The organism is Mucilaginibacter sabulilitoris, assembly GCF_034262375.1.
Taxonomy (GTDB): domain Bacteria; phylum Bacteroidota; class Bacteroidia; order Sphingobacteriales; family Sphingobacteriaceae; genus Mucilaginibacter; species Mucilaginibacter sabulilitoris.
In genome coordinates this window covers 1771617-1796965 of sequence record NZ_CP139558.1, presented here as the reverse complement: position 1 = coordinate 1796965, position 25349 = coordinate 1771617, and the positions used below count along the sequence as shown (strand labels likewise).

Genomic DNA, 25349 nt, shown 5'->3' with positions numbered 1-25349 from the left:
AACGTATCACGTAAAACGTTATACGTAAACATAATAAACATACAACATAATACCCAACACTATGGAAGTTGCACAGGAAACACTCACTACACCCGCTCCAAAAACAGCGGTAGAAGTTTCAGGATCAGTAGCATTATTGGAGGCATTAATTGTTGAAGGTGTTGATACCATCTTTGGCTACCCGGGTGGCGCTATCATGCCCATCTATGATGCTCTGTTTGATTATAATGATAAACTGAACCACATCCTGGTCCGCCACGAACAGGGTGGCATCCATGCAGGACAGGGCTATGCCCGCACATCAGGCAAAGTTGGTGTTGTGTTCGCCACCAGCGGTCCGGGTGCAACTAACCTGGTAACAGGTTTGGCCGATGCACAGATTGACAGTACACCAGTGGTATGTATAACCGGTCAGGTATTCGCGCATCTTTTAGGTACCGATGCTTTCCAGGAAACCGACGTAATCAATATCACCACACCGGTAACCAAATGGAACTACCAGGTAACTGACGCCAACGAAATTCCCGAGGTTATTGCCAAAGCTTTCTATATAGCTAAAAGTGGTCGCCCCGGTCCAGTGTTAATTGATATTACCAAAAACGCGCAGATACAAAAATTCAACTTTGAAGGTTATACGCCATGTAATCATATCCGCAGCTACAGGCCAAAACCTATAGTACGCCCGCAATATGTTGAAGAAGCAGCAGCACTCATCAATCAGGCTAAAAAACCATTTATTATCTGGGGCCAGGGTGTAATACTGGGCAGTGCCGAACAGGAATTTAAGGCCTTTGTTGAAAAAAGTGGTATTCCGGCGGCATGGACTGTTTTAGGTGCCGGCGCTATACCAACAGATCATCCGCAAAACGTGGGTATGCTCGGGATGCATGGTAACTACGGCCCTAACGTATTAACCAATGAGTGCGATGTGCTGATTGCTATAGGCATGCGTTTTGACGACCGTGTAACCGGCCGTTTAGATAAATATGCGAAACAGGCAAAAGTAGTTCATTTGGATATTGACCCGGCCGAGATCGACAAGAACGTAAAATCAACCGTACCGGTATGGGGCGACTGTAAAGAAACCCTCCCTATGCTTACCAAGCTTGTAGAGGAAAAGCAGCATACCGATTGGCTGAACACATTTAATGAATACACTCGAAAAGAGGTTGAAGCCGTAATTCATGATGAACTTAACCCTACTACGCCAGAAATGACTATGGGTGAGGTTATTAAACAGTTAAATGAAATTACCAAAGGCGAGGCTATTATAGTAACCGACGTAGGTCAGCACCAGATGGTGGCCTGCCGCTATGCCAAATTCAACAACACCCGCAGTAACGTTACCAGTGGTGGTTTAGGCACTATGGGCTTTGCTCTTCCAGCTGCTATAGGTGCCAAGTTTGGCGCAAAAGACCGCACAGTGGTTGCCATTATTGGCGATGGCGGTTTCCAGATGACGCTACAGGAATTAGGAACCATCATGCAGTCTGGCATCGATGTTAAGATCATCATCCTTAACAATCGTTTCCTGGGTATGGTTAGGCAATGGCAGGAGTTGTTTAACGAACGTCGTTATTCGTTTGTTGACATCCAGAGCCCTGACTTTGTAACCCTGGCATCAGCTTATAACATTCCGGGCAAAAGGATTGATGACCGTACTGATTTGCCAAATGCCATAAACGAGTTACTGAGCACTAAAGGATCATATCTTTTAGAAGTAATGGTAACTAAAGAGAACAACGTGTTTCCGATGGTACCACAAGGATGCAGCGTAGCAGAAATCAGGTTAAAATAAGCGCAGACCAACACCTTTAAATTAGCAGTCATGAGTAATCAAGATATAGAAAAACAGGAATTTAACATCACGGTTTATACCGAAAACCAGATAGGTTTGCTTAGCCGCATTGCTATTATATTTTCACGCCGTAAGATCAATATCGAAAGCCTGAACACCTCTCCTTCGGAGATAGACAAAATTCATCGCTTTAATATTGTAATTACCGAATCGGAAGAAGTGGTACGCAAACTGGTACGCCAGATAGAAAAACAGGTTGAAGTGTTAAAAGCATATTATCATACCAATGAGGATGTTATTTGGCAGGAATTAGCGTTATATAAGGTATCAACCGATGTTATTGCCGAAAAGGTAAGCGTTGAGCGTCTATTGCGTGAGAACGGAGCCCGTGCTGTAGTGATCCGCAAAGATTACACCGTATTTGAAACCACCGGTCACCGTGAGGAAACCGATAACCTGATCAATATACTACAACCTTACGGTCTCATTGAATTTGTGCGCAGCGCGCGCGTAGCCATTATTAAAGATAGCGATGGCTTTAACCGCAAACTGCGCGAGTTTGAAAGACTTGAACCAGGTGAAGATGTTATTGAGAACGAATATCTGAACCAGGGCGAAAAGGTATTTACTATGTAAAGCCCCCGACTCCCTGATAGGAGAGTTAGAGAATAATTAAATTACAACCTTAAATAAAATCAGTGAAATCACTTTAAATCGGTGAAATCATGAATCATCAAACAAAATAAAACAATGGCAAAATTAAATTTCGGCGGTACTGAAGAAAACGTAGTAACCCGCGAAGAGTTCCCTTTATCAAAGGCTCAGGAAGTATTAAAAGACGAAGTTGTAGCAGTAATTGGCTACGGCGTTCAAGGTCCTGGTCAGGCATTAAACCAAAAAGACAACGGCATCAATGTAATTGTTGGTCAGCGTAAAGGCACTAAAACATGGGATAAAGCAATAAGCGATGGCTTTGTACCCGGCGAAACACTTTTTGAAATTGAAGAAGCTTTACAAAGAGGCACTGTTATTTGCTATTTATTAAGTGACGCAGCACAGATCGCATTATGGCCAACTGTTAAAAAGCACCTCACCCCGGGTAAAGCATTATACTTTTCTCATGGTTTTGGTATCACCTTTAACGAGCAAACCGGTATCGTTCCTCCTGCAGATGTTGACGTATTTTTAGTTGCCCCTAAAGGATCAGGTACTTCATTGCGCCGTATGTTCCTGCAAGGCCGTGGCTTAAATTCAAGCTATGCAATTTTCCAGGATGCAACTGGCAAAGCATTTGAGCGCGTAATTTCATTAGGTATTGCTGTAGGTAGCGGTTACCTGTTTGAAACTAACTTCAAAAAAGAAGTTTACAGCGATTTAACCGGTGAGCGTGGTACACTGATGGGTTGTATCCAGGGTATTTTTGCAGCACAGTATGATGTATTGCGCAGCAAAGGCCACTCTCCATCTGAGGCCTTTAACGAAACTGTTGAAGAATTAACTCAATCATTGATGCCACTGGTTGCAGAAAACGGTATGGACTGGATGTACGCCAATTGTTCAACTACTGCACAACGCGGCGCTTTGGATTGGTGGAAAAAATTCCGTGACGCTACTAAACCAGTATTTGAAGAATTATACGAAAGTGTTGCTACCGGTAAAGAGTCACAACGTTCTATCGATTCAAACAGCCAGCCTGATTACCGCGAAAAATTAGACGCAGAACTGAAAGAATTACGCGAAAGCGAATTATGGCAGGCAGGTAAAACTGTACGCAGCTTACGTCCTGAAAACCAGGTTGTAGAAGCATAATAAAGTTTTAAGTTATGAGTATAAAGTAGTGAGTTCTTTCAGAGCTCACTACTTATTTCAAAACTCATCACTCAAAACTGAATACTAAAAATTACTATCATGGGACAAACATTATTTGATAAAATTTGGGATGCACACGTCGTCAGTAGCAACGAGGGTTTTCCTGATATTTTATACATTGACACACATTTCATACACGAGGTAACCAGTCCGCAGGCATTTGATGGTTTGCGCAACAGAGGTTTACCGGTTTTCAGGCCCAAACAAACAGTGGCCACTGCAGATCATAACGTTCCTACAATTGATCAGCACCTTCCCATCAAAGAAGAACTTTCTCGCTACCAGGTTGATATGCTCACCAAAAACTGTAAAGAATTTGGTATTGAACTGTATGGCTTGGGTCACCCTTTTCAGGGTATAGTACACGTAATAGGCCCCGAGCTGGGTATTACCCGTCCCGGTGGTACTTATGTTTGCGGCGATAGTCATACTTCAACACATGGCGCCTTTGGTGCCATAGCGTTTGGCATAGGCACCTCGCAGGTTGAGCAGGTAATGGCTACCCAGTGTTTACTGCAATCGCGCCCAAAAAGGATGAAGATTGAAGTTAACGGCAAACTGCATAAAGGTGTAGGCGCTAAAGACATCATCCTCTATATTATTTCACAGATCTCTGCCGCTGGCGGTACGGGTTATGCTGTAGAATATGCCGGCCATACCATTCGCTCTTTAAGTATGGAAGGCCGTATGACCATCTGCAACATGAGTATTGAAATGGGTGCACGCTGTGGTTTGATTGCTCCGGATGAAACAACCATTGAATATGTAAAAGGCCGCGAATTTGCCCCTAAAGGCGAAGAGTGGGACAAAGCAGTAGCTTACTGGAAAACTTTATACTCTGACGCTGATGCGCAGTTTGATGAAGTATTATCCTTTAAAGCCGAAGATATTGAGCCAATGATCACCTACGGAACAAACCCCGGTATGGGTATTGGCGTTACACAGCATGTTCCTGAAACGGCTTCGTTTGAAGCAAAAGAACAGGGATCATACAAAAAAGCCCTGGAATACATGGGCCTGCATGATGATGAGCAGCTATTGGGCAAACCAATTGATTATGTTTTCATAGGCAGCTGTACCAATTCACGCATTGAGGATTTGCGCCAGGTAGCCGAATTTGTAAAAGGCAAACACAAGGCAGATAATGTTACCGTTTGGGTGGTTCCGGGATCAAAACAGGTACAGGAACAAGCCATTCGCGAAGGGCTCGACAAAATATTTGATGCCGCCGGCTTTCCGCTTCGCGAACCAGGATGCAGCGCTTGCCTTGGTATGAACGAAGATAAAATACCGGCAGGTAAATATTGCGTATCAACCTCTAACCGTAATTTTGAAGGCCGTCAGGGACCAAATTCCCGCACCTTCCTGGCCAGCCCACTCACCGCGGCGGCATCGGCCATTACCGGTAAGGTTACAGATATAAGAACGTTTCTGAAAGAAGAAGAGTTAGTTAGCTAATATGTCATTGGGAGCGTAGCGTGGCAATCTCATCATGCAAATTCAACATCCGGCACCGTGAGATTGCTTCGTTCCTCGCAATGACAAAAAGAAAATAACATGGCAACCAAAATATTCAAACATATACAAACCAGCGTAGTGCCTCTTCCCATTGAGAACATCGATACGGATCAGATTATTCCCGCTCGTTTTTTGAAAGCCACCACCCGTGAAGGTTTTGGCAACAACTTATTCCGCGACTGGCGTTTTGATGAGAACGATAATCCGAAAGAAGATTTCGTGCTTAATCACCCTACCTTCAGCGGCAAGGTCCTGGTGGCAGGTAAAAACTTTGGCTGTGGCAGTAGCCGTGAACATGCGGCCTGGGCCATTGCGGATTATGGTTTCGACGCCGTAGTAAGCAGCTTTTTTGCCGATATATTTAAAGGCAACGCGCTCAACAACGGTCTTTTACCAGTACAGGTGAGCGACGATTTCCTGAAAAAAATATTTGATGCCGTTTATGCCGATCATAAAGCTGAAATTGAGATCGATCTTGAAAAGCAGCTGATCATCATATCAGCTACCGGCGAACAGGAAAGCTTTGAGATTAACCCTTATAAAAAAGCCTGTTTAATAAATGGCTACGATGATATTGATTACATCCTGAGCAAAAAAGAATTAATACAACAATTTGAAAATTCAGCCCTCTAACCGCCTGAAGGGGGAACAAAAGGTTCTGATAATAATAAAATAATAACTAACACAATCAAAAAATTCCCCCTTTAGGGGGTTAGGGGGCTAAATGGCACTTAAAAAACACATATTAGTAATACCAGGTGATGGTATCGGTACCGAAGTAACTACATGGGGTAAGGCCGTTCTGGAAAAGATAGGGCAGCAATTTGGTCACGAGTTCAGTTTTGACGAAGCCCTGATGGGTCATGCAGGCATTGAAGTTACCGGCAACCCACTACCCGATGAAACACTTGCTAAAGCAAAAGCCAGCGATGCCATTTTATTTGGTGCCATTGGCCATATTAAATATGATAATGATCCATCAGCAAAGGTTCGTCCGGAGCAGGGTTTGTTAAAAATACGTAAGGAGCTTGGCCTGTATGCCAATCTGCGCCCTATCATGCTGTTTGATGAACTGCTGGATGCATCAAGCCTGAAACCGGAAATACTGAAAGGAACCGATATTCTTTTCTTCCGCGAGTTAACGGGGGATGTTTATTTCGGCGAGAAAAAACGCAGTGAAGACCGCAATACCGCATCCGACCTGATGGTTTATTCACGCTACGAAGTTGAACGCATTGCCATTAAAGCATACGAGGCGGCCCGTGTACGTGGCAAAAGGTTATGCTCTGTTGATAAAGCAAACGTGCTGGAAGCATCACGCCTGTGGCGCGAGGTGGTACAGGAAATAGCCAAGCAATACCCTGATGTGGAGACTGAACACATGTTTATTGACAATGCAGCCATGCAGCTGGTCAAAAATCCTAAAAAGTTTGATGTGGTATTAACCGCCAATCTTTTTGGCGATATTTTAACCGACGAGGCATCACAAATTGCCGGTTCTATGGGCATGCTTGCATCAGCCTCAATTGGCGATGGTACAGGGTTCTTTGAGCCTATCCATGGTTCGGCACATGATATTGCTGGGCAGGACAAAGCCAATCCGCTGGCATCAATATTGTCGGTTGCTTTAATGCTGGAGATCAGTTTTGGATTAAAAGAAGAAGCCAAACTTATAACCTCGGCTATTGACAAAGCGTTAAAAGAAGGTTACCGTACCGGTGATATTGCTGATGCCAATACTGATAGGAGCAAAGTTTTAGGCACTAAGGCAATGGGCCAAAAGGTGCTGGAGTATTTGTAACCCCATTTCTCTAAAGGGGTGCAGGAAAAATAAATCGGTGTAATCAAAAAACATCGGTGCAATCTGAAAGAACATGAAATGGAACGCTGATTTATACGACCAAAAGCACGCCTTTGTATTTCAATACGGTGAGGAGGTGCTTGAATTATTGGATGCTAAACCCGGCGAATATATACTTGACCTGGGTTGCGGCACCGGCCATTTAACGCAGCAAATAAAGGATAAGGGTGCTAAGGTAAAAGGCACCGACCTTTCTCCTGATATGATTGCGCAGGCAAAAGCAAAGTACCCTGAAATTGATTTCGTGGTAGAAAATGCTGTCGACTTTTTTACAGATACCCCGTACGACGCTGTATTTTCGAACGCGGCTCTGCATTGGATACTGGATCAAAACGGCATGATGCGCAGCGTTTACAACAGCCTTAAACATGGCGGCAGGTTTGTAGCCGAAATGGGAGGTAAAGGCAATGTTGCCCGTTTAATTGAAGCCACACAACTGGTACTGCAAAACCATGGCTATCATGAACAAGCTGATGCTAAAATGTGGTACTTCCCGTCAATCGGAGAGTATACTACCAAACTGGAAGAACATGGTTTCAAAGTGAGCTACGCTGTTCATTACGACCGTAAAACACCTTTGCGGGATGGCGATCAGGGTGTAGCTAAATGGGTTACCATGTTTGGCGCGCAATACCTGGAAACGATTCCGGAAAATGAAAAACAGCAGATATTGACAGAAATAACCCAAAAGCTTGAACCCTACTATAATGAAGGCGGCCAATGGTACGCTGACTATAAAAGGTTAAGGTTTGTGGCAGTGAAATAAGGTTAAATGTTGTACGTGATACGTTTTACGTGCAATAGCTTAAAATAATTGAATAACGTAAAACTTAAAACGTAATACGTACAACTAAAAAACTAAAAAGATATGTTACACGATCCCAACCGCGTTTATGTTTTTGATACCACGCTTCGCGATGGCGAGCAGGTACCGGGTTGCCAGTTAACAACCCCAGAAAAAATTGAGATAGCTAAAGAGCTTGAACTGCTGGGCGTGGATATTATTGAAGCAGGCTTCCCGGTTTCAAGTCCGGGCGATTTTAACAGCGTTGTTGAAATTTCAAAGGCTGTAAAAGAACCTACCGTATGCGCCCTTACCCGGGCCAACAAGGGCGATATTGACGCTGCCATCGAGTCACTGAAATATGCCAAACGTCCGCGTATCCATACCGGTATTGGCTCATCAGATATGCACATCAAGCATAAATTCAACAGCACACGCGAAGAAATACTGGAACGTGCCGTTGAAGCTGTTAAATATGCCAAACGTGCCGTTGAAGATATTGAGTTTTATGCAGAAGATGCCGGCCGCGCCGACGTGGAATTCTTAGCTAAAATGGTGGAGGCCGTAATTGCCGCCGGTGCTACCGTGGTAAATATTCCGGATACCAATGGCTATTGCCTGCCCGATCAGTATGGTAGCAAGATCAAATTCCTGAAGGAAAACGTAAAAAATATCGATAAGGCCATTATTTCGGTGCATTGCCATAACGATTTGGGTTTGGCTACCGCCAACTCTATAGCCGGCTTGCAAAATGGTGCCCGCCAGATTGAAGGTACCATTAACGGTATTGGCGAACGCGCGGGTAATACTTCTATTGAAGAGGTGGTCATGATCCTGAAAACACACCAGGTGCTTGGCTTACATACCAACATTAATGCTAAAAACTTTTTTGAACTGAGCCGCATGATCAGCACGCAAATGCGCATGCCGGTACAGCCCAATAAAGCCATTGTAGGCAGTAATGCATTTGCCCACAGCTCTGGCATTCACCAGGACGGCTTCCTGAAAAACAGGGAGAACTATGAAATCATACGTCCCGAGGATGTGGGTTTCCCAAGCGCCAGCATTGTACTTACTGCCCGCAGCGGCAGGCACGCACTCAAATTCCACCTCGAACGTTTGGGTATCAACTTGAACAAAGAAGAACTGGCCGAGGTGTATAACAACTTTTTAACGCTTGCAGATGCCAAACTTGATATAAATGACGACGATTTGTTGAGTTTAGTAGCGCATAAGCTGGTAAAAAATTAATAATGGAAACTGAAACTAAAAACCAGCTTGATTTTGAATCGGCAAATGAACGACTGAAGGGTGTTGTAAGGCGTACGCCGCTTGAATACAATGCCGGCCTGTCGGCAAAATATGAATGTGAGGTTTACCTCAAACGCGAAGACCTGCAGGTAGTGCGTTCCTATAAACTTCGTGGTGCATATAACATGATCAGCCAGCTCAGCGCTGAGGAGTTAAGTCGCGGCGTAGTATGTGCCAGCGCAGGTAACCATGCGCAGGGTGTAGCTTTTAGCTGTAATGCTTTAGGTACCAAAGGTGTAATCTTTATGCCCGAGATAACTCCAAAACAAAAAGTTACCCAAACAGAAATGCATGGGCATGGTAATATCGAGATAGTTTTAACTGGTGATACTTTTGACGACTGCCTACGTGAGGCATTGATATATACCGAAGCTCATGAGATGACATTTATCCCCCCATTTGATGATTACCGTATTATTGAAGGGCAGGGAACCGTTGGCTTAGAGATATTAGAAGACCTGCCCGGGGTTGAAGCTGTTATTATGCCTATTGGTGGCGGCGGCATGGCTGCTGGTACAGGCACTTATTTAAAGCAGCATGTGCCGGGAGTTTACCTGATAGGTGTAGAACCGGAAGGCGCCCCATCAATGTTAAAAGCGATGGAACAGGGCGAGCCTATTACATTGCCGGAGATTGACCGCTTTGTTGACGGTGCGGCGGTAAAACGCGTAGGTACCTTAACCTATGAAATTTGCCGTAATGTACTCGACGATATGTTACTGGTACCCGAAGGCAAGGTTTGCACCACTATATTGAAGTTATATAATGAAGATGCCATTGTAGCCGAACCTGCCGGTGCACTTTCCGTTGCGGTACTTGATGCCTGTAAAGATAAGATCAAAGGAAAAAAAGTGGTTTGTATAGTGAGCGGCGGTAACAATGATATTGCCCGCATGCAGGAGATCAAAGAGAAATCACTACTGTATGAAGGTCTTAAACATTATTTCATTGTACGTTTTCCACAACGCCCAGGTGCTTTAAAATTATTTGTGACCAATGTATTAGGTCCGCATGATGATATTACGAGGTTTGAATTTATCAAGAAGAATGATAAAGAAAATGGCCCTGCACTGGTAGGTATCGAACTGCAATCGGCCGATGATTACCCGGCGCTGTTAAAACGCATGTTAGCTCATCGCTTTAACGTGATTGAACTGAATAAAGACCGGACATTGTTTGAGTACCTGGTTTAAAAATAAACATGTCATTGCGAGAAGGAACAACGAAGCAATCGCGAACTTTACCCACCCGGGGCGATTGCCACGCTTCGCTCGCAATGACATTATAGTAAGTTAATATTCCAACCACTTCCCTGCCCTTACAGCAACTTTATCCCCTTCATTATATTTACCGGGTTCTTCATTTACTACACGCAACAGGGTGCCGCTATGCTCAAGGATCAGGTCTTCATAAAAACCTTTGAACAGAACCTGCTTTACCACCCAGTTTTTTGCCTGGGTAATTACTTTTACCTTTATCCATTCGGGATATATTACAGCATGCTCAGCATTGATCGTAATACTGCAAAGTTTAGCCTCCGAAGCAGTAAGGATATTACAGTTGCTAAGCAATTGCGCGGTGTAAAGGTTACGCGGCGATTGATACAAAATTTTAGGGTGTCCCCGCTCTATTATCTCGCCTTGTTTCAGCACTATCAGGTCATCGGCCATAGAGAGTACCTCGGCAGGGTCATGCGATACCATGATCACCGTTAGCCCAATCTCTTTCACAATCTGCCTGATGTCGTGCTGCAAGCCTTCCCTGAAAGAGGTATCTACCTGGTTAAAGGGCTCGTCAAGCAATAAAATCTGCGGGCGAGTTATAATGGCCCGGGCAATAGCAACACGTTGTTTTTCGCCGCCACTTAAATCAGCTACCCGTTTATCGGCCATGCCGGCCATATTTAGTTGCTGTAGTATTTGTTCGGTTTTTTGCTGTTTGGCATTCAGATCGGTTGCAGGTAACATGGCTGCAACGTTATCCCATACTTTGGCAAACAAATTAAGGTCATCGGTATGCTGGGTAACCATTTTCATGGCGTCATGACCAGGGATAAGCTTTTCTTCAGGCCCCCAAATACGTTCGCCTTTAAATTCAACCACCCCTTCATCAGGCGAAAGCAAACCATACAACAAGCGCAGCAGCGTACTTTTCCCGCTCCCGCTTTCACCAATAATGGCAGTTATTTTACCCTGCTGTATAACAATATCTGTTTTTTTAACGCCGGCCTGGTGTTTACCCGAATATATTTTACTTACCGCAATAGCCTGCAAAAAAGGTGTATCTGACATGGGTTGTAAAGATACAAAATAGTTTAAAGTGCCATCTTACTGTTAAGCTTTTGGCAGGGATACTATAAACTCCGCATATTCAAACTCCTGTGTATCAATATCAAAACTACCATTATGCCCGTTCACAATAATATCATAGCTAAGCGACAAGCCCAAACCCGTGCCTTCGCCTGTTGGCTTTGTGGTAAAAAATGGCTGCAATATTTTATCTTTTATAGAAGGCGATATACCATTACCGTTATCCTTTATTTTAAGCAATATTGAACGTCCGTTATGTTCTGTACTTACTGTAACTGTTGGCTTATAATTTTCACCGGCAACCTTTCGCTTTTGATTCACCGAATAAAAGGCATTATTGAACAAATTGAGCATTACCCTGCTTATATCCTGCTGAACACCCATTACTATAGCCTGATCGGTAAAATTTGTGATCATCTCAGCGTTAAACGATTTGTCTTTTACCCGCATTCCATGATACGATAGTTTAAAAAAGTCTTCTGCTAAACTATTGATATTGATTGGTTGCCTTTCGCCGGTACTGGTTCGGCTATGCTCAAGCATTCCCTTAACTATATTATCCGCACGTTTACCGTGGTGCTGTATCTTGCTTAAATTTTCCTTCAGGTCGTCGGCAATAGCCAGGGCATCTTCTGTATTTCCATTTTTTATCTCCTCTTTTAGTTCTGTGGTTAGTTCGGCACTTACTTCGGAAAAATTATTAACAAAATTAAGCGGGTTTTGTATCTCATGGGCAATACCGGCAGTAAGCTGCCCGAGCGAGGCCATTTTTTCTGATTGTATTAATTGCTTTTGAGTGGTTTTCAACGCGGTTAAAGTACTTTCTATCTCCTGTTTCTGGTCCTTAAGCAGTGCGTTTGCCTTTTGCTTATTTCTGAATGCTCGTCTGTAACCAATAATAATGATAGCAAATATGATCAGTATGGCTATAAAAATCACCAGCCATATCCTCATCATAGCATCCTGTTTTTGCTTTTGTATGAGTTGTGCTTGCTGCTTTTTCTCATACTCATAGGTCATGTTCTGTTCCGTGGCCTTTCTTATATTCTTGGTGCTTCTGATAGAATCAATAATCTCCGAAGATCTTTTAAAATTCTTATATGCATTCCTATATAAACCAACTTTCTCATAACATTCAGACAATTCGTAATATGATTGTCCTGTAGCTTCGTCAACAATATTGGCGCTCCTAATCGCGTTAAAGGCTTTCTTAAAATAAACAATGGCATCATCGTATGATTCTTGCCTTTTAAGTACGCTACCAATACTTGCATATACCTGGTAGCGGCTGTAAGGTTGGTTTGACGAATCGGCTACCCCAACAGATTTTTTCCCGAGCTTTAATGCCTCGGGCAGCTTTCCCTGATCGGCGAGCGCCATTACGGCTTTTGACAAGCTCGCAGCAGTTATGCCCAAATCGCCGGTTTCGCGGCCGATAACAACCGCGTTCATGGCGTATAAATAAGATTTGTCGAATTTTTTTTGTTTTGAATAGGTAGCTGCAAGATTGGAGTAGGCATATAACTCTACATTTTTAATACCGCTCTTCTTCGCAAGCCGGATCGCCGTTTTTAATGATTGTTCGGCCCGCGCATTGTCGTCCATGTTGTTATAGGTTAGGCCCATATTTAACCAGATGTAACTTTGCGAGTTTATATCATTTATACTTTCAAAAAACCCTAATGCCTTTTGAAAGTAAACTAATGATTCTCTATAGTTCGATTGCATCTGGTATGAGATGCCAATATTTTGATAAGCTTTATTAAGTAATAAATTATCCTGGATCTTATTGGCGATACGTATTGTTTTTTTATAAAACACAATGGAGCTGTCATATTTACTTTGCATGCCATACATCATGCCATAGCCAGAATACATTTTAGCCACTCCGCTTTCGTCTTTTAATTCTTTATATATTTTTATACCTAACGTTAAATTTTTTTGTGCAGAGGCGTAATCACCCTTAAAAGATAATATAGTGGCCATTAATCGCCGGGCATTGGCCTCACCTTTTAAATACTTCGCGGTAACAGCTTCAAAAACAGCGGTGCTCCCACTTTCTGCTGCAGAATCAAGATTAATTTCTACTAATGCTGCTGTTTTATCAATTAAGCGATTAATTCTGCCGGTATCTGTTTTCGCTTTCTTAATCAGCGCGTTTATGCTGTCAATGGGTGTTTGAGCCCGTGCAATAACCGTACAGATGAGGCAAAAGATTATAATTACTGAATTCCGGAGCGGACAGACATTTTTTTTAAAAACATAAGAAAATAGAACAATAGGGGTTGTGTTTTTTCTCATGTGATGTAAATAAGCAGGTAAACGCGACTATTTCTCAAATCTGTTACGATTAAGGCATACTCCCTCAAACGCGCTGCGATACAAGAGTTAATAACTGGCTGTTTATATAAAAATACCTGATTAACCTACTAATTAACGATTAATTAATACACATTTTTTACACAATTAGGTATCCATATTTAGCAAAAACACAAACTTTTGAAGAATATCTAAAACCCTACCGTTAACCCAAAGGAGAAATTTTTTAAACCTTCCTGGGCCGGGCTGTTTTCAAACATATCGGTAAAGTAATATTTGGCATAAATACCCATTAAACCATAACCCATACGTACAAACACGCCCTGGCGCAGCCTGGTAAAATGATAATCGTCATTAAACTTTTGCTTGCCGTTTTCATCACTTATTTGCTTTACGCGACCATTAAGCAGTACACCAATTTCCGGGCCAGCAACCAGTCTGAAATGGTTTCCACTGGCATCTTCATGACTGCGATAGTAAAATGATAAGGGTATGCGGAGGTAACTTGATGAAAAGCGGTTTTTGCTGTAATTGATATCATCCTCGGTATAAGTTAACACCGGTGTGTTTCTTTGAATGGTGATATCGTTTCGCAGGCGGATGTGAGTCCAGTCGAAACCACCCGAAACGTATATTTTAAAGGCGCTGTTAAAGCGATAGCCAAACTGCACCAGGTCAAACCCAAAGTTGCTGGTTTTCCATTGCCGATAGCTTAAAAACTGGTTATTGGGTGATAAAGTAAAGCTTCCGTGATCAATCAAAGTGGCAAAACCCAGATCAATACGTGAAAATGTTACACCAAATGAAAAGCCCGGCGCTTTATGGGCATGGTAAGCCGTATCGGGTTCATTGGAAACTGACGGCGCGTCATCACCAACACCCAACTTTACGTGAACCTTCTTTTTGGTAACGCTATCGGTATGGGTAGAGTCGGCGGTGGTTTGGGCAAACACAGCGCATGCAGTAATACATATAATGATGGTAAAAATCAGGCGTTTCATATAATGGTGTAATATATATTTATTTTTCTTTTTTCACTTTAATAATGCCCAGGTTAACACCGGTAATGGTGGCGTCATCCTCGTCGGTATTACTAAATTCAATAATCTTATCTTCTCGTTTATCAACCGCCGCTATCATTACATTAAACACATCGCCAAGGCTGCGGATACGGTGTCTTTTAACAGGCTTAATCGTAACCGGTTTATTGTTAGTACCTGGTAATTGCATAGCTACTAATACCACTTTATTTTTAAGTACAGGTGCATCAACAGCAGCCGGTTTAGTAACATCGCCCAAATCCGGCACGGTAGGATTTTCCAGATCATTACCGCGATTGACAAAAGCCAATTGAACCGCACTATCCTGCTTTGTAATGTAGTTTTTTTGTTCGTGAACAACCACTGCCTTATTAATCACGTTTTTATTTGCCTTGATGAGCTTAGTTTGTGCAAGCCTGTTAACAGGTGCTATAACTGCCGGCGAAGTCTTTTTGTTTTGCTGATCCACAGGTTGTTCATTAGCGTCCGCTTTAATAATAGCCGCACGCTTTACTGATCGACTATTTTTGGCTATCCTATCAGTTGTTTGTTCATTACTTACTTTTACCGGTTTAGGTACAAATAAGATACCCGCTGTAACCAATAATATAATGCACGCGGCAATACTCAAATAAGGTATCAGCAACCTTTTTCGTTTATCGGCATCCAATCGGGAGGTAACGCCCTGCCATACAACGGCCGACGGTTCTATTTCATGACCATCAAGCGCCGATTGAAACAACTTATCCAGCTCATTATCCCGCGTATCCATAACTTTTGCCCTCCATTTTTGCAATTTGTTCTTTTAATATATTCCGTGCTCTTGATAGCTGCGATTTTGATGCGCCTTCACTTATACCCACCATACCAGCAATTTCCCTGTGCGAATATCCTTCGAGTGCATACAGGTTAAATACCATGCGATAACCTGGCGCCAGCTGTTGTATCAGCTTTATTAACACCCCGGCATCCAGATCTGATGAAGCTAATGGGTTAACAGTGGGTTCCTGTCCAGCCTCATCAATATCTACCACCTGTAGCATTTTATGATGTTTGCGGTAATATTCAATGGAACTATGTACCATAATGCGCCTTACCCAACCTTCAAATGATCCCTCACCGCGGTAATCACTTATTTTTTGAAACACCTTGATAAAGCCATTCTGCAGCATATCTTCCGCCTCCATCTTATCGGTAGCGTAACGCATACACACAGCTAGCATTTTGGCCGCGAATTGTTTATATAACAATTCCTGTGCTTTGCGTTCGCCGGCTATACAGCTGTCGATCAGTTGGCTGGTGGTAAACTTTGGTTCCAAAAACATCATTTATAACAGTAAGATGTGATGCTATGGTAAATGGTTGCATGACGGCGAAAATATATTTAGATTTATTAGATGAGAATAGGATTTATTGTGCTTCTACTTTTTGTCTCGTTTCAGAGCTTAGGTCAAAATCTAAGATTTACCAAAAATCAATTATCTAATCTCTTAAAATCAAGTATTAATCAATCGTCAAAAAAAAGCATTTCAGTTGGTAGTAGGGCATGGATAATTTGCAACACAGACAGCGCTTATTATAAAGCAGACACCATAAAACTTTATGATAATATAAATTATTTCTATCAAAGGAACAGCTGCTGTAGCTTTATTGAGTGGACATTTTATAAAAGAAATGCTTTTCTACAAAATAAGGCACAAATATGCCGAGAGCCCTCCTCTATGAGTGCGTTGACGGAATATTGTGAATTTAAGATAGCTAAAAAGAAAGATAATGTTTATCTAATTGTTATTGATAAACATTTGAAGAAATTTGAACTTGTTAGCATATCTCAACTTAAGCTAACTAATAATGGTGTAGTGAATGAAATTACATTAAAAAAAGTAAGCTATTAGGTTCTTATTTTTTTGTCCTGTAGCGCTTATAAATCTTTACGGCTATCATCAATATAATCGCTAAAGCGATAAGGCCAACGACGCCAAAAATCCAACTAAGCGAATTTTTGAGTACTACCAGGAAAACTATGGCGAACAGGAATATGGTAGCCAGTTCATTCCAAAGGCGCAGCTGGGTTGATGTCCATTTAAACACGCCACCAGCCATTTGTTTAATTTTATTTTGGCACATGTGATGGTAAACGCCCAAAAGCACTACAAAGGTTAGCTTAATATGCATCCAACCCTGCTGCAACCAGACTGGCTGTAGGATGAGCATAATGATACCCGCAGTTATAGTAAGCAGCATGGAAGGTACCGCAATGATATACCATAGCTTACGCTCCATGATCTCAAACTGGGCTGAAAGTATTTTACGCTCAGGCTCGGGCTTGTCCTGCGCTTCTGTATGATAGATAAACAACCGTACAGCATAAAACAGTCCCGCCATCCAGCAGACTACAAAAATGATGTGTATAGCTTTTACGTATTCGAACATATAGCCCCCCTGTGTTACATGATGTCATTGCGAGGAACAAAGCAATCGCGAGCTTTGCAAACCGCTCTGTATGGGTCGCGATTGCCACGCTGCGCTCGCAATGACATTAAATTAGTTCGTGTATTCTTTTATTATCTCCACCGCGTATTTCACATTATCAAATGGGATATCGGGCATAATGCCGTGGCCCAGGTTAAAAATGAAACCTTGCTCGTCCTTCATCCGGTCGAACAGGCGATATATGCGGTCTTTAATTACTTTTTTATCGGCATATAATATATGCGGATCCAGATTACCCTGAACGGCTATTCCCCCGGGTAAACGTTTCTTAATATCAAGCAGGTCAACATTCCAATCGATAGAAATAACATCGGGCTTAGCTTCGGCCATTAAAGGCGCGAATACCGAGCTACCTTTACAGAACGATATTACCGGAATATCCTTACGGTTCAGCTTGCTGATAATCTCGGCGATATAACGGTGACTAAATTCTTTGTAATCATCCCACGCCAGGGCTTGTGCCCAGCTGTCAAATATCTGCACGGCATTTACTCCGGCAGCTATCTGCATGTTCAGGTAGTCGGCTGTAACTGCTGCAATTTTTGAAAGCAGCTGATGAGCCAGTTCGGGCTCATTGTGCAGCATCAACTTAGTAAGCTTAAAATCTTTTGTCGAACCACCTTCAACCAGGTAGCTCATAACGGTGAACGGCGCACCGGCAAACCCAATAAGTGGGATGCTGCCGTTTAGGCGTTGTTGTATCACTTTAATAGCATCGGCCACATATTGTAGCTTGTGTACCACATCGGTCCGCAGATTGTCAACATCGGTCTGTGTACGTACCGGGTTGGCAAATTTAGGACCAATGCCATTGGTAAAGCTCAGATCTCCGCCCATAGCCTCTCCGGTAACCAATATGTCCGAAAACAGGATCGCTCCGTCAATACCTAATAAGTTAACCGGCAGCATGGTAACATCAGCGGCCAGTTCTGGGGTTTTGCACATCTCCAGGAAAGAGTACTTGTTTTTTATTTCCCAGTATTCTTTCATGAAACGACCTGCCTGGCGCATCATCCATACCGGCGGGCGTTCTGTTTTTTCGGAAAAAGCTGCTTTTATTAATAACGAATCTCTCATAATAATTGGAGACAGATGTAATCTGTCTCTGCGGTTTATTTTGTAGAGACGCATATAATGCGTCTCTACTGTTTTAATGTTTTTTTAATTCCTGATGAAGGCGACCTATTACTTCCTGCATTTTGGCAGAAATTTTTCCTTCGTGTTTTTCGGTTAGCTGTAAATAGGCTTTGGCTTTTTCAAAATTACCAAACCTGATGTTCAGGTTTGCCACTGTAACTAATGCCGCTACGTGATCATTAACAGTGTGCAATGGATATTGAGCCGCAAGCTCATAATGTCTTTCGGCAGCTTCAAAATCCTGTTTTTGTATGCAAACCCCTCCCGAGATATACTCATAAAAACCGCGTCGTTTTTTACTGAGCCATTCGGGCCTTGTAATTTCTTTTAATGAGGCCTCGGTTTTAGCATAATCTTTAGCATGAAAATACTTGGCTGCCACAATTAGGGTTCCCTGCTTAAAGTAATCCCAAATGAGCAGCAAGATCATCATTACTGCTACCGCTGCGAGTTCGTAAATACGCAGGTATACCAGCAAGCCAAACGATAACAGGAAAACAAATGCGATAAATATACGTACCCTATTACTGAACATTAATGCTGATTATCGGTAAATTTATAGCCTACACCACGGATAGAGTGAAAATAAACCGGATTCTTAGGATCTGGTTCAAAATATTTACGGAAGGTTAGGATAAAATTATCGATAGTACGGGTTGAAGGATATACGTCATAATTCCAAACCGTTTCCAGGATCTGTTCGCGCGATACTGCATCGTTTCTGCGTTCAATAAGCAGTTTCAGCAGCATGGTTTCTTTTTTGGTAAGCGGTGTAATAGTTTCATCTGCATTTACCAGCTCAAATGAGTTAAAGTGGATGGTTTTATCGCCAATCTTATAACTGTTAAACTCCTTAAGGTCTTCACCTTTCAGGCTGCGTTTTACCAGGTTATTTACCCTTAATATTAACTCTTCCAGGTTAAAAGGTTTGGTAAGGTAATCATCGGCCCCCTTTTTCAAACCTGCAATCTTATCCTCATTGGTGTTTTTAGCGGTTAAAAACATAATGGGTACATCCGTATTTTCAAGCCTGATAGTTTCGGCAACCACAAAGCCATCAATTTCGGGCATCATTACATCCAATATCACGAGGTTAAAACGTTCTTCCTTAAATAACTGCAGCGCTTTTTTACCGTTTTTAGCTGTAGAAACTTTATAACCCTCCAGCTCAAGGTTAAGTTTGATGGCTTCCAACAAATGTTCTTCGTCTTCGGCTAATAAAATTCTTTTCTTGTTTGGCATATTACTTTTTCATTTAGGTTAATCCAAAAACAACTTCAAAAACACTGCCTGCGGGGCGGTTATCCCTAACCCTAATGCTGGCATGGTGTTTATCAAGTACTTCTTTTACAATATAAAGGCCCAGTCCGGTACCCTTGGTGTTACGGGTATCCTCACTGCCCACACGGTAAAACTTATCGAAAATACGTGTTTTTTCATTATCGGCTATTCCAATACCCTGATCGGCTACTTCCAGGAAAACCCGGTCGTCTTTTGAAAACAGCTTAACTCCTACTGCAGAGCACGGGCTGGAGTATTTAACAGCATTTTCAATAAGATTTGTAACCACCGATGTTAACGCAAATTTATCACCGGTGATCTCTATTTTCGGTTCAATCTCGGCATCAATTATCTGCTGGTTGCAATCGCATTTGGTGATCTGTAAACGGTTAACAATACTATCAACCAATACAGAAAGGTTAAAACTGGCCTTAGGGAAAGTATAGGAGCGGTTATCAATTTTTGACGCCAGCAACATATTTTCAACCATATCATCCAGCCGCTCCACATCCAATAATGATTTATCAATAAAATCAACAAGCTGCTCTTTTGTTAAAGTCCGTTTTTGAATGGTTTGCAGCAATATTTTGATAGATGCCAACGGCGATTTTAGCTCATGCGTAACCGAAAGCAAGAAATTCTTTTTCTGTTCCTGCAGTTTACGCTCTTTGTTGATAGACGCGTGCAGGCTATAAGCCCCAACCACAAATATCAATATAAACATGGAGCCCTCACCAAGGATCATCCCGATGCGTTCAGGCTGCAATTTCATCAGCATATACCCCCACCAAACCAATTCGGATATGGCGTATATGATGAGCGCATAAAAAATAATAAATGGCTTCTTCATTTTATAATCCCCTCTAAATCTTCCCGAAAGGGTCGACTTTTAATTTAAATTTCATTCCCCAATTCAAAGCCCTCTCCTTCGGGAGGGTTGGGTGGGGTCTTACTTCCCGTTAAATACTAAATCAAGACTATCAAATATAGCACGTTTTGTTTTCTCCAGGTCTATTTTGGTGTGTGCCGATGATATAAAGCCCACCTCGTAGCCTGATGGCCCCAGGTAAATACCGCGGTTTATCAATTCGCGGTGGAACTTTTTAAATTTTTCCATACTGGCAGCGTCAATATCTTCAGCTTTACGAATATACTCTTTATCTGTAAAAGCAAACCAGAATATAGACCCAATACCGAACACTTTGAACTTATAGTTACGCGCCGTAGCAAAACGCTGTACCGATTCCCTGAACTCCTCTGTTTTATTGTTCAGGTCGCGATAAAAGCCCATTCTTAGCAACTCGCTCAATTGAGCAATACCCGCGGCCATTGCCACAGGGTTACCAGACAATGTACCGGCCTGATAAACAGCACCATCCGGCGATATATTACCCATAATAGTAGCTGATGCCCCGTAGGCTCCAACCGGCATACCGCCGCCTATAATTTTGCCATAGGTAATAATATCCGGCTTGATGCCATAATGGCCCGACGCTCCTTCAAAACCCACCCTGAAGCCCGAAATTACCTCATCAAATATCAGCAGGGTACCGTTTTGTGTACATACATCACGCAAAAACTGCAGGTATTCTTTTTCCTGCAGCAACAGACCATTATTAGCAGGTATAGGCTCTATAATAATGGCTGCTATCTGATCTTTAAACTCTTCAAAGGCCTTGGTTAAAGCTTCCTTATCATTTAATGATACCACTATGGTTTCATCGGCAAATGATTTGGGTACACCTGCAGATGACGTTTCGCCAAAGGTTACAAGTCCCGAGCCGGCTTTAACCAACAGGGCATCCACATGACCATGGTAACAGCCCTCAAACTTTAATATTTTATCGCGTTTGGTATAACCTCTTGCCAGCCTGATGGCCGACATCACAGCCTCGGTACCGGAGCTCACAAAACGCAGCTTTTCAATCAATTTATTGTTCTTCAGTATCAGTTCGGCCAGTTCATTTTCCAAGGCGGTTGGTGCCCCGAACGACATGCCGTTTTGCATTACTTCTGTAACCTTTTCTCTTACTTTGGTATTGTTATGGCCTAAGATAAGTGGTCCCCAGGAGCAGCAAAAATCAATAAATTCATTTCCATCGGCATCCCAAATATGGCTGCCATCACCTTTTTGTATAAATAAAGGAGTGCCATAAACAGATTTGAATGCCCTTACTGGTGAGTTAACTCCACCAGGGAAATACGTTTTTGCCTTAGCATACAGTTCTGCAGATTTTTCCCTGCTGATATCAGGCTTTCCCGTTGTGTTCAATGGCTCATTAGCCTCTCCCGAAAACATTTTTTTTATTGAATCTAACATCTTTATAAGTCATAAAATCAAAATTCAAAAGTCAGAAATTCAGTATTTGTTTTGAATTTTCACTTTTGAATTTTGACTTATTTAAAGCCATTTATTCTCCAGCACCTCTTTGGCGTGATAGGTTAATATAGCCGTGGCACCTGCCCTGCGGATGCTGGTAAGTACTTCGGTAATGGCGCGTTGCTCGTTAAGCCAACCTTTTTGTATGGCGGCTTTGATCATGGCATACTCGCCGCTTACATTGTATGCCGCAACCGGCAATTCGGTGTTGTCTTTTATTAATTTAATAACATCAAGGTAAGGCAGTGCCGGTTTTATCATTAAAAAGTCAGCGCCTTCCAATTCGTCAAGGTTAGCTTCTATTAGTGCTTCACGCTGGTTGGCAGGGTTCATTTGGTAAGTTTTTTTATCCCCAAATTTAGGAGCCGAATTTAAGGCATCCCTGAACGGACCATAAAAAGCGCTTGCATACTTAGCCGAATATGACATGATAGAAACGTTTGTAAAACTGTTTTCATCCAGCACTTTACGAATATATCCTACACGGCCATCCATCATATCAGATGGGGCGATGATATCCGCGCCGCATTGGGCGTGAGCCAATGCCATTTTGCCTAACACTTCCAGCGTTTCGTCATTCAGGATCTCACCGTTTTTAACTATACCATCATGTCCGTCGCTGCTATATGGATCCATGGCAACATCAGTGATAACGCAAGCCTCCGGAAAGTTCTTTTTAACCTCGCGGATGGCCCTTAGATATAAACTATCATCGCGGTGGCTTTCGGTAGCCATAGTATCTTTCAGCGATTCCTCAATATTAGGAAACAGGTCGAAAGAGTTTAAACCAAGTTTAAGGCAGCTTTCTATTTCGCGCAATAAATTATCAATGGAATAACGGTAAATGCCCGGCATCGATGCTACTTCCGTTTTTTGAAACGTACCATCAACAATAAACAGCGGGAATATCAGGTTAGCAGCACTAACATGTGTTTCCTGCACCATTTGGCGTATCACTTCACTTTTCCGGTTTCTACGTGGTCTTTGTAACATATGGCCTCACCTAAATCCTCTCCAAAGGAGAGGACTTGAAATTTAAATTGTTTAATATGAACCTCCCCTTTAGGGGTCGGGGGGCTAAAGCCCAAACACAGCCTCTGCCAACCCAACTTCGTCGGGTGAGTAAGGCAGGGTGTATTTTACACCCATTTCATCAAATTTGCGCCCTGTTGATTTACCTATAGCCACTACCTTTTGATATGGATCGAGCAGGTTATCAACAAAGTAGGCCTCTACGTTTGACGGACTGGTAAACACCATAACATCCGCTCCGCTGGCTTCTACTTCTTCTTCCAGCACAGTTTCATATACCGGCAGATCAATGATCTTTGTATCGGCCGAAAGCCCCTGCTGAATACTCCTCATCGGACTTTCTGCACCGGGGAACAGCACAATCTTCCCGTTTGCCAGCTTGGCAAATTCTTCAGCAACCTCGGCGGTATCAGTACCTTCGCCCACATAATCAGTAAAGTAACCTTTACGGCGCAGCATCTCTTCGCTGCCGCTGCCCATTACGCCAAACTTTACCTTTTTAGGGAATTGCGGGTTTAACTGAAAAAAATATTCTACCGCATTTTTACTGGAAAAGAACACCCAGTCAATGTTTTTTAATATGTATGAATCAAACCTGGTAATTACCGGTACGGTACGGATCAGCGAGCGGGCCTCTACCTGGATATTCCGGTTTTCCATAGCTTTTTTAAAATAACTATGTTCAGACAGTTCACGTGAGATAAATACTTTTGATGGAAATTTACGATCCTTAGCATACTTGGCTACTATCTTTTCGGCCAGCCCTTCGGTGGTTGGGGCTTCTATAAACAATCTGTCGGGGAACTCATCACCTTCATTCGCTTTTGAAGTAAACACCTGGAACATGCCTTCGTCCCTACGGCAATAGCAACCTAAAGGTAAATGACACCCGCCGCCAAACATTTTCAGCACTGTTCTTTCAACAGCCAGTTCCTCGGCTACGTCAGGATGATGCAAGGCTTGCAGAATTTCAAAGACGTCTTGATTACTTTCCCGTATTTGGATAGCCAGTGCGCCTTGTGCCGGTGCGGGAATCAGTTCAGCAGGAGTTAATTCCTCTACATGAAACTCGCTCAGGTTTAAACCCAGGCGTGTTACGCCTGCTTTCGCCACCATAATGGCATCATATTTTTCATCGCGCAACTTACCTATACGGGTAGGTACGTTGCCGCGCAGATCTTCTATCTCCAGGTCGGGGCGGTAAGCCAATAGCTGGGCCTTGCGCCTGTTTGATGATGTGCCTACAATAGCGCCGTATTTTACCGAAAGCTTTTGGTGCACATCTACACAATCTTTCAAGATCAACAACAGTTCAGCCGGATCTTCCCGTTCTGAAACTGCTGCGATGATGAGTCCCGGAGGGTTTTCAGTTGGCAGGTCCTTGTGCGAGTGTACCGCAATATCAATGGTACCGGCCAATAATTCTTCTTCTAATTCCTTGGTGAAAAAACCTTTACCTTCTAACTTATCAAAGCTTAGGTTTAGTATCCTATCGCCCTGGGTTTTTATGATCTTTAGTTCGGCGTTAACGTTAATCGCGGCAAGGCTGTCTTTTACAAAATTAGCTTGCCAAAGTGCCAATTCACTGCCGCGGGTTCCTATTATCAGTGTTCTGTCCAAAAGAATGATTTGTTTTACAGTTGCAAATTTAATTTTTTAAAGCCATGATAAGGTACAAGATTTCCACGAAATATTTCTAATTGCAACAATATGACTGTTATGGATGGATTAAGAGGGGATTACAAGGCAGATGACGCAGATAAGATGTATATAATGATAGTTGCCCAATAGCTGGATGAAAAATTTGTCGCTTATGGCATTGAAGTGGAAAAAGCCTGAGCTGTAATTGAAAAGCCTTATCCTGTTCACGTTCACAACCCCGTGAACATTAATGAACACCTGATAATCAGCTATTTGCAATTTCAGCGTTAAAATAAAATTTTAGCTGCCATGAGTTAGCATAGTGTAACTTTAGCTGCCGCGAGTTTAGCGTAGCGTAACTCGTGGCAATCATGGTTAAAGCTTCCAGCTTTAACACAACTTTACTAAATTACCCGCAATGAGTAGCAATTATAAATTCCGCGATCAGGATCGCCCTTATTTTTGTAACTTTTACTGTAGTAAAATGGATTGATGTTTTTACCAGGACGGAATATAGAAACATTGTTATCGAAAGTCTGAATATTGTATCGACAATAAGGGGCTTCAATTATATGC

22 protein-coding genes are annotated in these 25349 nt (G+C 42.5%); 9 read left to right on the top strand and 13 right to left on the bottom strand.

Features of this window, described 5'->3' with window-relative positions:
- Positions 1 to 61 precede the first annotated feature (61 nt).
- The 9 genes from ilvB (at position 62) to ilvA (ending at position 10334) form a co-directional block, all read left to right on the top strand.
- Entirely contained in the window at positions 62 to 1798 is a 1737-nt protein-coding gene (gene ilvB / locus SNE25_RS07755; protein ID WP_321564527.1) for a biosynthetic-type acetolactate synthase large subunit, read from the top strand.
- Between the two features lie 30 nt (positions 1799 to 1828).
- Complete coding sequence (gene ilvN, locus SNE25_RS07750) at positions 1829 to 2434, top strand: acetolactate synthase small subunit (RefSeq protein ID WP_321564526.1); 606 nt, start codon at positions 1829 to 1831, stop codon at positions 2432 to 2434.
- Positions 2435 to 2548: 114 nt separating this feature from the next.
- Entirely contained in the window at positions 2549 to 3607 is a 1059-nt protein-coding gene (gene ilvC, locus SNE25_RS07745) for a ketol-acid reductoisomerase (protein WP_321564525.1), read from the top strand.
- Between the two features lie 99 nt (positions 3608 to 3706).
- Positions 3707 to 5125 carry a 3-isopropylmalate dehydratase large subunit gene (leuC, locus tag SNE25_RS07740; RefSeq protein ID WP_321564524.1) on the top strand — a complete coding sequence of 473 codons (1419 nt, stop codon included), beginning with the start codon at positions 3707 to 3709 and terminating at the stop codon, positions 5123 to 5125.
- Positions 5126 to 5224: 99 nt separating this feature from the next.
- Positions 5225 to 5818 carry a 3-isopropylmalate dehydratase small subunit gene (gene leuD / locus SNE25_RS07735; protein ID WP_321564523.1) on the top strand — a complete coding sequence of 198 codons (594 nt, stop codon included), beginning with the start codon at positions 5225 to 5227 and terminating at the stop codon, positions 5816 to 5818.
- 91 nt (positions 5819 to 5909) lie between these two features.
- On the top strand, positions 5910 to 6986 hold the full coding sequence (gene leuB, locus SNE25_RS07730) for a 3-isopropylmalate dehydrogenase (RefSeq protein WP_321564522.1): 1077 nt from the start codon (positions 5910 to 5912) through the stop codon (positions 6984 to 6986).
- Between the two features lie 73 nt (positions 6987 to 7059).
- Entirely contained in the window at positions 7060 to 7812 is a 753-nt protein-coding gene (locus tag SNE25_RS07725; protein ID WP_321564521.1) for a methyltransferase domain-containing protein, read from the top strand.
- A 102-nt stretch (positions 7813 to 7914) separates the two neighbouring features.
- On the top strand, positions 7915 to 9081 hold the full coding sequence (locus SNE25_RS07720) for a 2-isopropylmalate synthase (RefSeq protein WP_321564520.1): 1167 nt from the start codon (positions 7915 to 7917) through the stop codon (positions 9079 to 9081).
- A 2-nt stretch (positions 9082 to 9083) separates the two neighbouring features.
- Positions 9084 to 10334 carry a threonine ammonia-lyase IlvA gene (ilvA, locus tag SNE25_RS07715; RefSeq protein WP_321564519.1) on the top strand — a complete coding sequence of 417 codons (1251 nt, stop codon included), beginning with the start codon at positions 9084 to 9086 and terminating at the stop codon, positions 10332 to 10334.
- 99 nt (positions 10335 to 10433) lie between these two features.
- Here ilvA and SNE25_RS07710 read toward each other — a convergent pair whose 3' ends face one another.
- The 13 genes from SNE25_RS07710 to hemC form a co-directional block, all read right to left on the bottom strand.
- A complete protein-coding gene (locus SNE25_RS07710; RefSeq protein ID WP_321564518.1) occupies positions 10434 to 11432 on the bottom strand; it encodes an ABC transporter ATP-binding protein in 999 nt (332 codons plus the stop codon).
- Positions 11433 to 11474: 42 nt separating this feature from the next.
- Positions 11475 to 13751: a tetratricopeptide repeat-containing sensor histidine kinase gene (locus SNE25_RS07705; protein WP_321564517.1), complete on the bottom strand. Its 2277-nt coding sequence runs from the start codon at positions 13749 to 13751 to the stop codon at positions 11475 to 11477.
- 209 nt (positions 13752 to 13960) lie between these two features.
- Entirely contained in the window at positions 13961 to 14770 is an 810-nt protein-coding gene (locus SNE25_RS07700) for an outer membrane beta-barrel protein (protein ID WP_321564516.1), read from the bottom strand.
- A 19-nt stretch (positions 14771 to 14789) separates the two neighbouring features.
- Positions 14790 to 15581 (bottom strand): hypothetical protein, encoded by a 792-nt coding sequence (locus tag SNE25_RS07695; RefSeq protein ID WP_321564515.1) that lies wholly within the window; start codon positions 15579 to 15581, stop codon positions 14790 to 14792.
- Entirely contained in the window at positions 15565 to 16134 is a 570-nt protein-coding gene (locus SNE25_RS07690) for an RNA polymerase sigma factor (protein WP_321566211.1), read from the bottom strand. The genes SNE25_RS07695 and SNE25_RS07690 overlap by 17 nt, the downstream gene beginning before the upstream one ends.
- Before the next feature lie 574 nt (positions 16135 to 16708).
- Positions 16709 to 17242: a protoporphyrinogen oxidase HemJ gene (hemJ, locus tag SNE25_RS07685; RefSeq protein WP_321564514.1), complete on the bottom strand. Its 534-nt coding sequence runs from the start codon at positions 17240 to 17242 to the stop codon at positions 16709 to 16711.
- Between the two features lie 111 nt (positions 17243 to 17353).
- Positions 17354 to 18379: a uroporphyrinogen decarboxylase gene (gene hemE, locus SNE25_RS07680; protein ID WP_321564513.1), complete on the bottom strand. Its 1026-nt coding sequence runs from the start codon at positions 18377 to 18379 to the stop codon at positions 17354 to 17356.
- 73 nt (positions 18380 to 18452) lie between these two features.
- Positions 18453 to 18974, bottom strand: coding sequence for a hypothetical protein (locus SNE25_RS07675; protein WP_321564512.1), 522 nt, complete (start codon positions 18972 to 18974; stop codon positions 18453 to 18455).
- Entirely contained in the window at positions 18974 to 19681 is a 708-nt protein-coding gene (locus SNE25_RS07670) for a response regulator transcription factor (RefSeq protein WP_321564511.1), read from the bottom strand. Before SNE25_RS07670 ends, SNE25_RS07675 begins: the two co-directional genes overlap by 1 nt.
- Positions 19682 to 19694: 13 nt before the next feature.
- Positions 19695 to 20570 carry a sensor histidine kinase gene (locus SNE25_RS07665; RefSeq protein ID WP_321564510.1) on the bottom strand — a complete coding sequence of 292 codons (876 nt, stop codon included), beginning with the start codon at positions 20568 to 20570 and terminating at the stop codon, positions 19695 to 19697.
- Between the two features lie 99 nt (positions 20571 to 20669).
- Positions 20670 to 22040: a glutamate-1-semialdehyde 2,1-aminomutase gene (hemL, locus tag SNE25_RS07660; RefSeq protein ID WP_321564509.1), complete on the bottom strand. Its 1371-nt coding sequence runs from the start codon at positions 22038 to 22040 to the stop codon at positions 20670 to 20672.
- An 81-nt stretch (positions 22041 to 22121) separates the two neighbouring features.
- A complete protein-coding gene (hemB, locus tag SNE25_RS07655) occupies positions 22122 to 23093 on the bottom strand; it encodes a porphobilinogen synthase (protein ID WP_321564508.1) in 972 nt (323 codons plus the stop codon).
- An 84-nt stretch (positions 23094 to 23177) separates the two neighbouring features.
- Entirely contained in the window at positions 23178 to 24752 is a 1575-nt protein-coding gene (hemC, locus tag SNE25_RS07650; RefSeq protein ID WP_321564507.1) for a hydroxymethylbilane synthase, read from the bottom strand.
- Positions 24753 to 25349 lie beyond the last annotated feature (597 nt).

Coding starts and splice junctions, on each gene's coding strand:
- ilvB (WP_321564527.1), top strand. CDS start 62: ATGGAAGTTGCACAGGAAACACTCACTACACCCGCTCCAAAAACAGCG.
- ilvN (WP_321564526.1), top strand. CDS start 1,829: ATGAGTAATCAAGATATAGAAAAACAGGAATTTAACATCACGGTTTAT.
- ilvC (WP_321564525.1), top strand. CDS start 2,549: ATGGCAAAATTAAATTTCGGCGGTACTGAAGAAAACGTAGTAACCCGC.
- leuC (WP_321564524.1), top strand. CDS start 3,707: ATGGGACAAACATTATTTGATAAAATTTGGGATGCACACGTCGTCAGT.
- leuD (WP_321564523.1), top strand. CDS start 5,225: ATGGCAACCAAAATATTCAAACATATACAAACCAGCGTAGTGCCTCTT.
- leuB (WP_321564522.1), top strand. CDS start 5,910: ATGGCACTTAAAAAACACATATTAGTAATACCAGGTGATGGTATCGGT.
- SNE25_RS07725 (WP_321564521.1), top strand. CDS start 7,060: ATGAAATGGAACGCTGATTTATACGACCAAAAGCACGCCTTTGTATTT.
- SNE25_RS07720 (WP_321564520.1), top strand. CDS start 7,915: ATGTTACACGATCCCAACCGCGTTTATGTTTTTGATACCACGCTTCGC.
- ilvA (WP_321564519.1), top strand. CDS start 9,084: ATGGAAACTGAAACTAAAAACCAGCTTGATTTTGAATCGGCAAATGAA.
- SNE25_RS07710 (WP_321564518.1), bottom strand. CDS start 11,432: ATGTCAGATACACCTTTTTTGCAGGCTATTGCGGTAAGTAAAATATAT.
- SNE25_RS07705 (WP_321564517.1), bottom strand. CDS start 13,751: ATGAGAAAAAACACAACCCCTATTGTTCTATTTTCTTATGTTTTTAAA.
- SNE25_RS07700 (WP_321564516.1), bottom strand. CDS start 14,770: ATGAAACGCCTGATTTTTACCATCATTATATGTATTACTGCATGCGCT.
- SNE25_RS07695 (WP_321564515.1), bottom strand. CDS start 15,581: ATGGATACGCGGGATAATGAGCTGGATAAGTTGTTTCAATCGGCGCTT.
- SNE25_RS07690 (WP_321566211.1), bottom strand. CDS start 16,134: ATGTTTTTGGAACCAAAGTTTACCACCAGCCAACTGATCGACAGCTGT.
- hemJ (WP_321564514.1), bottom strand. CDS start 17,242: ATGTTCGAATACGTAAAAGCTATACACATCATTTTTGTAGTCTGCTGG.
- hemE (WP_321564513.1), bottom strand. CDS start 18,379: ATGAGAGATTCGTTATTAATAAAAGCAGCTTTTTCCGAAAAAACAGAA.
- SNE25_RS07675 (WP_321564512.1), bottom strand. CDS start 18,974: ATGTTCAGTAATAGGGTACGTATATTTATCGCATTTGTTTTCCTGTTA.
- SNE25_RS07670 (WP_321564511.1), bottom strand. CDS start 19,681: ATGCCAAACAAGAAAAGAATTTTATTAGCCGAAGACGAAGAACATTTG.
- SNE25_RS07665 (WP_321564510.1), bottom strand. CDS start 20,570: ATGAAGAAGCCATTTATTATTTTTTATGCGCTCATCATATACGCCATA.
- hemL (WP_321564509.1), bottom strand. CDS start 22,040: ATGTTAGATTCAATAAAAAAAATGTTTTCGGGAGAGGCTAATGAGCCA.
- hemB (WP_321564508.1), bottom strand. CDS start 23,093: ATGTTACAAAGACCACGTAGAAACCGGAAAAGTGAAGTGATACGCCAA.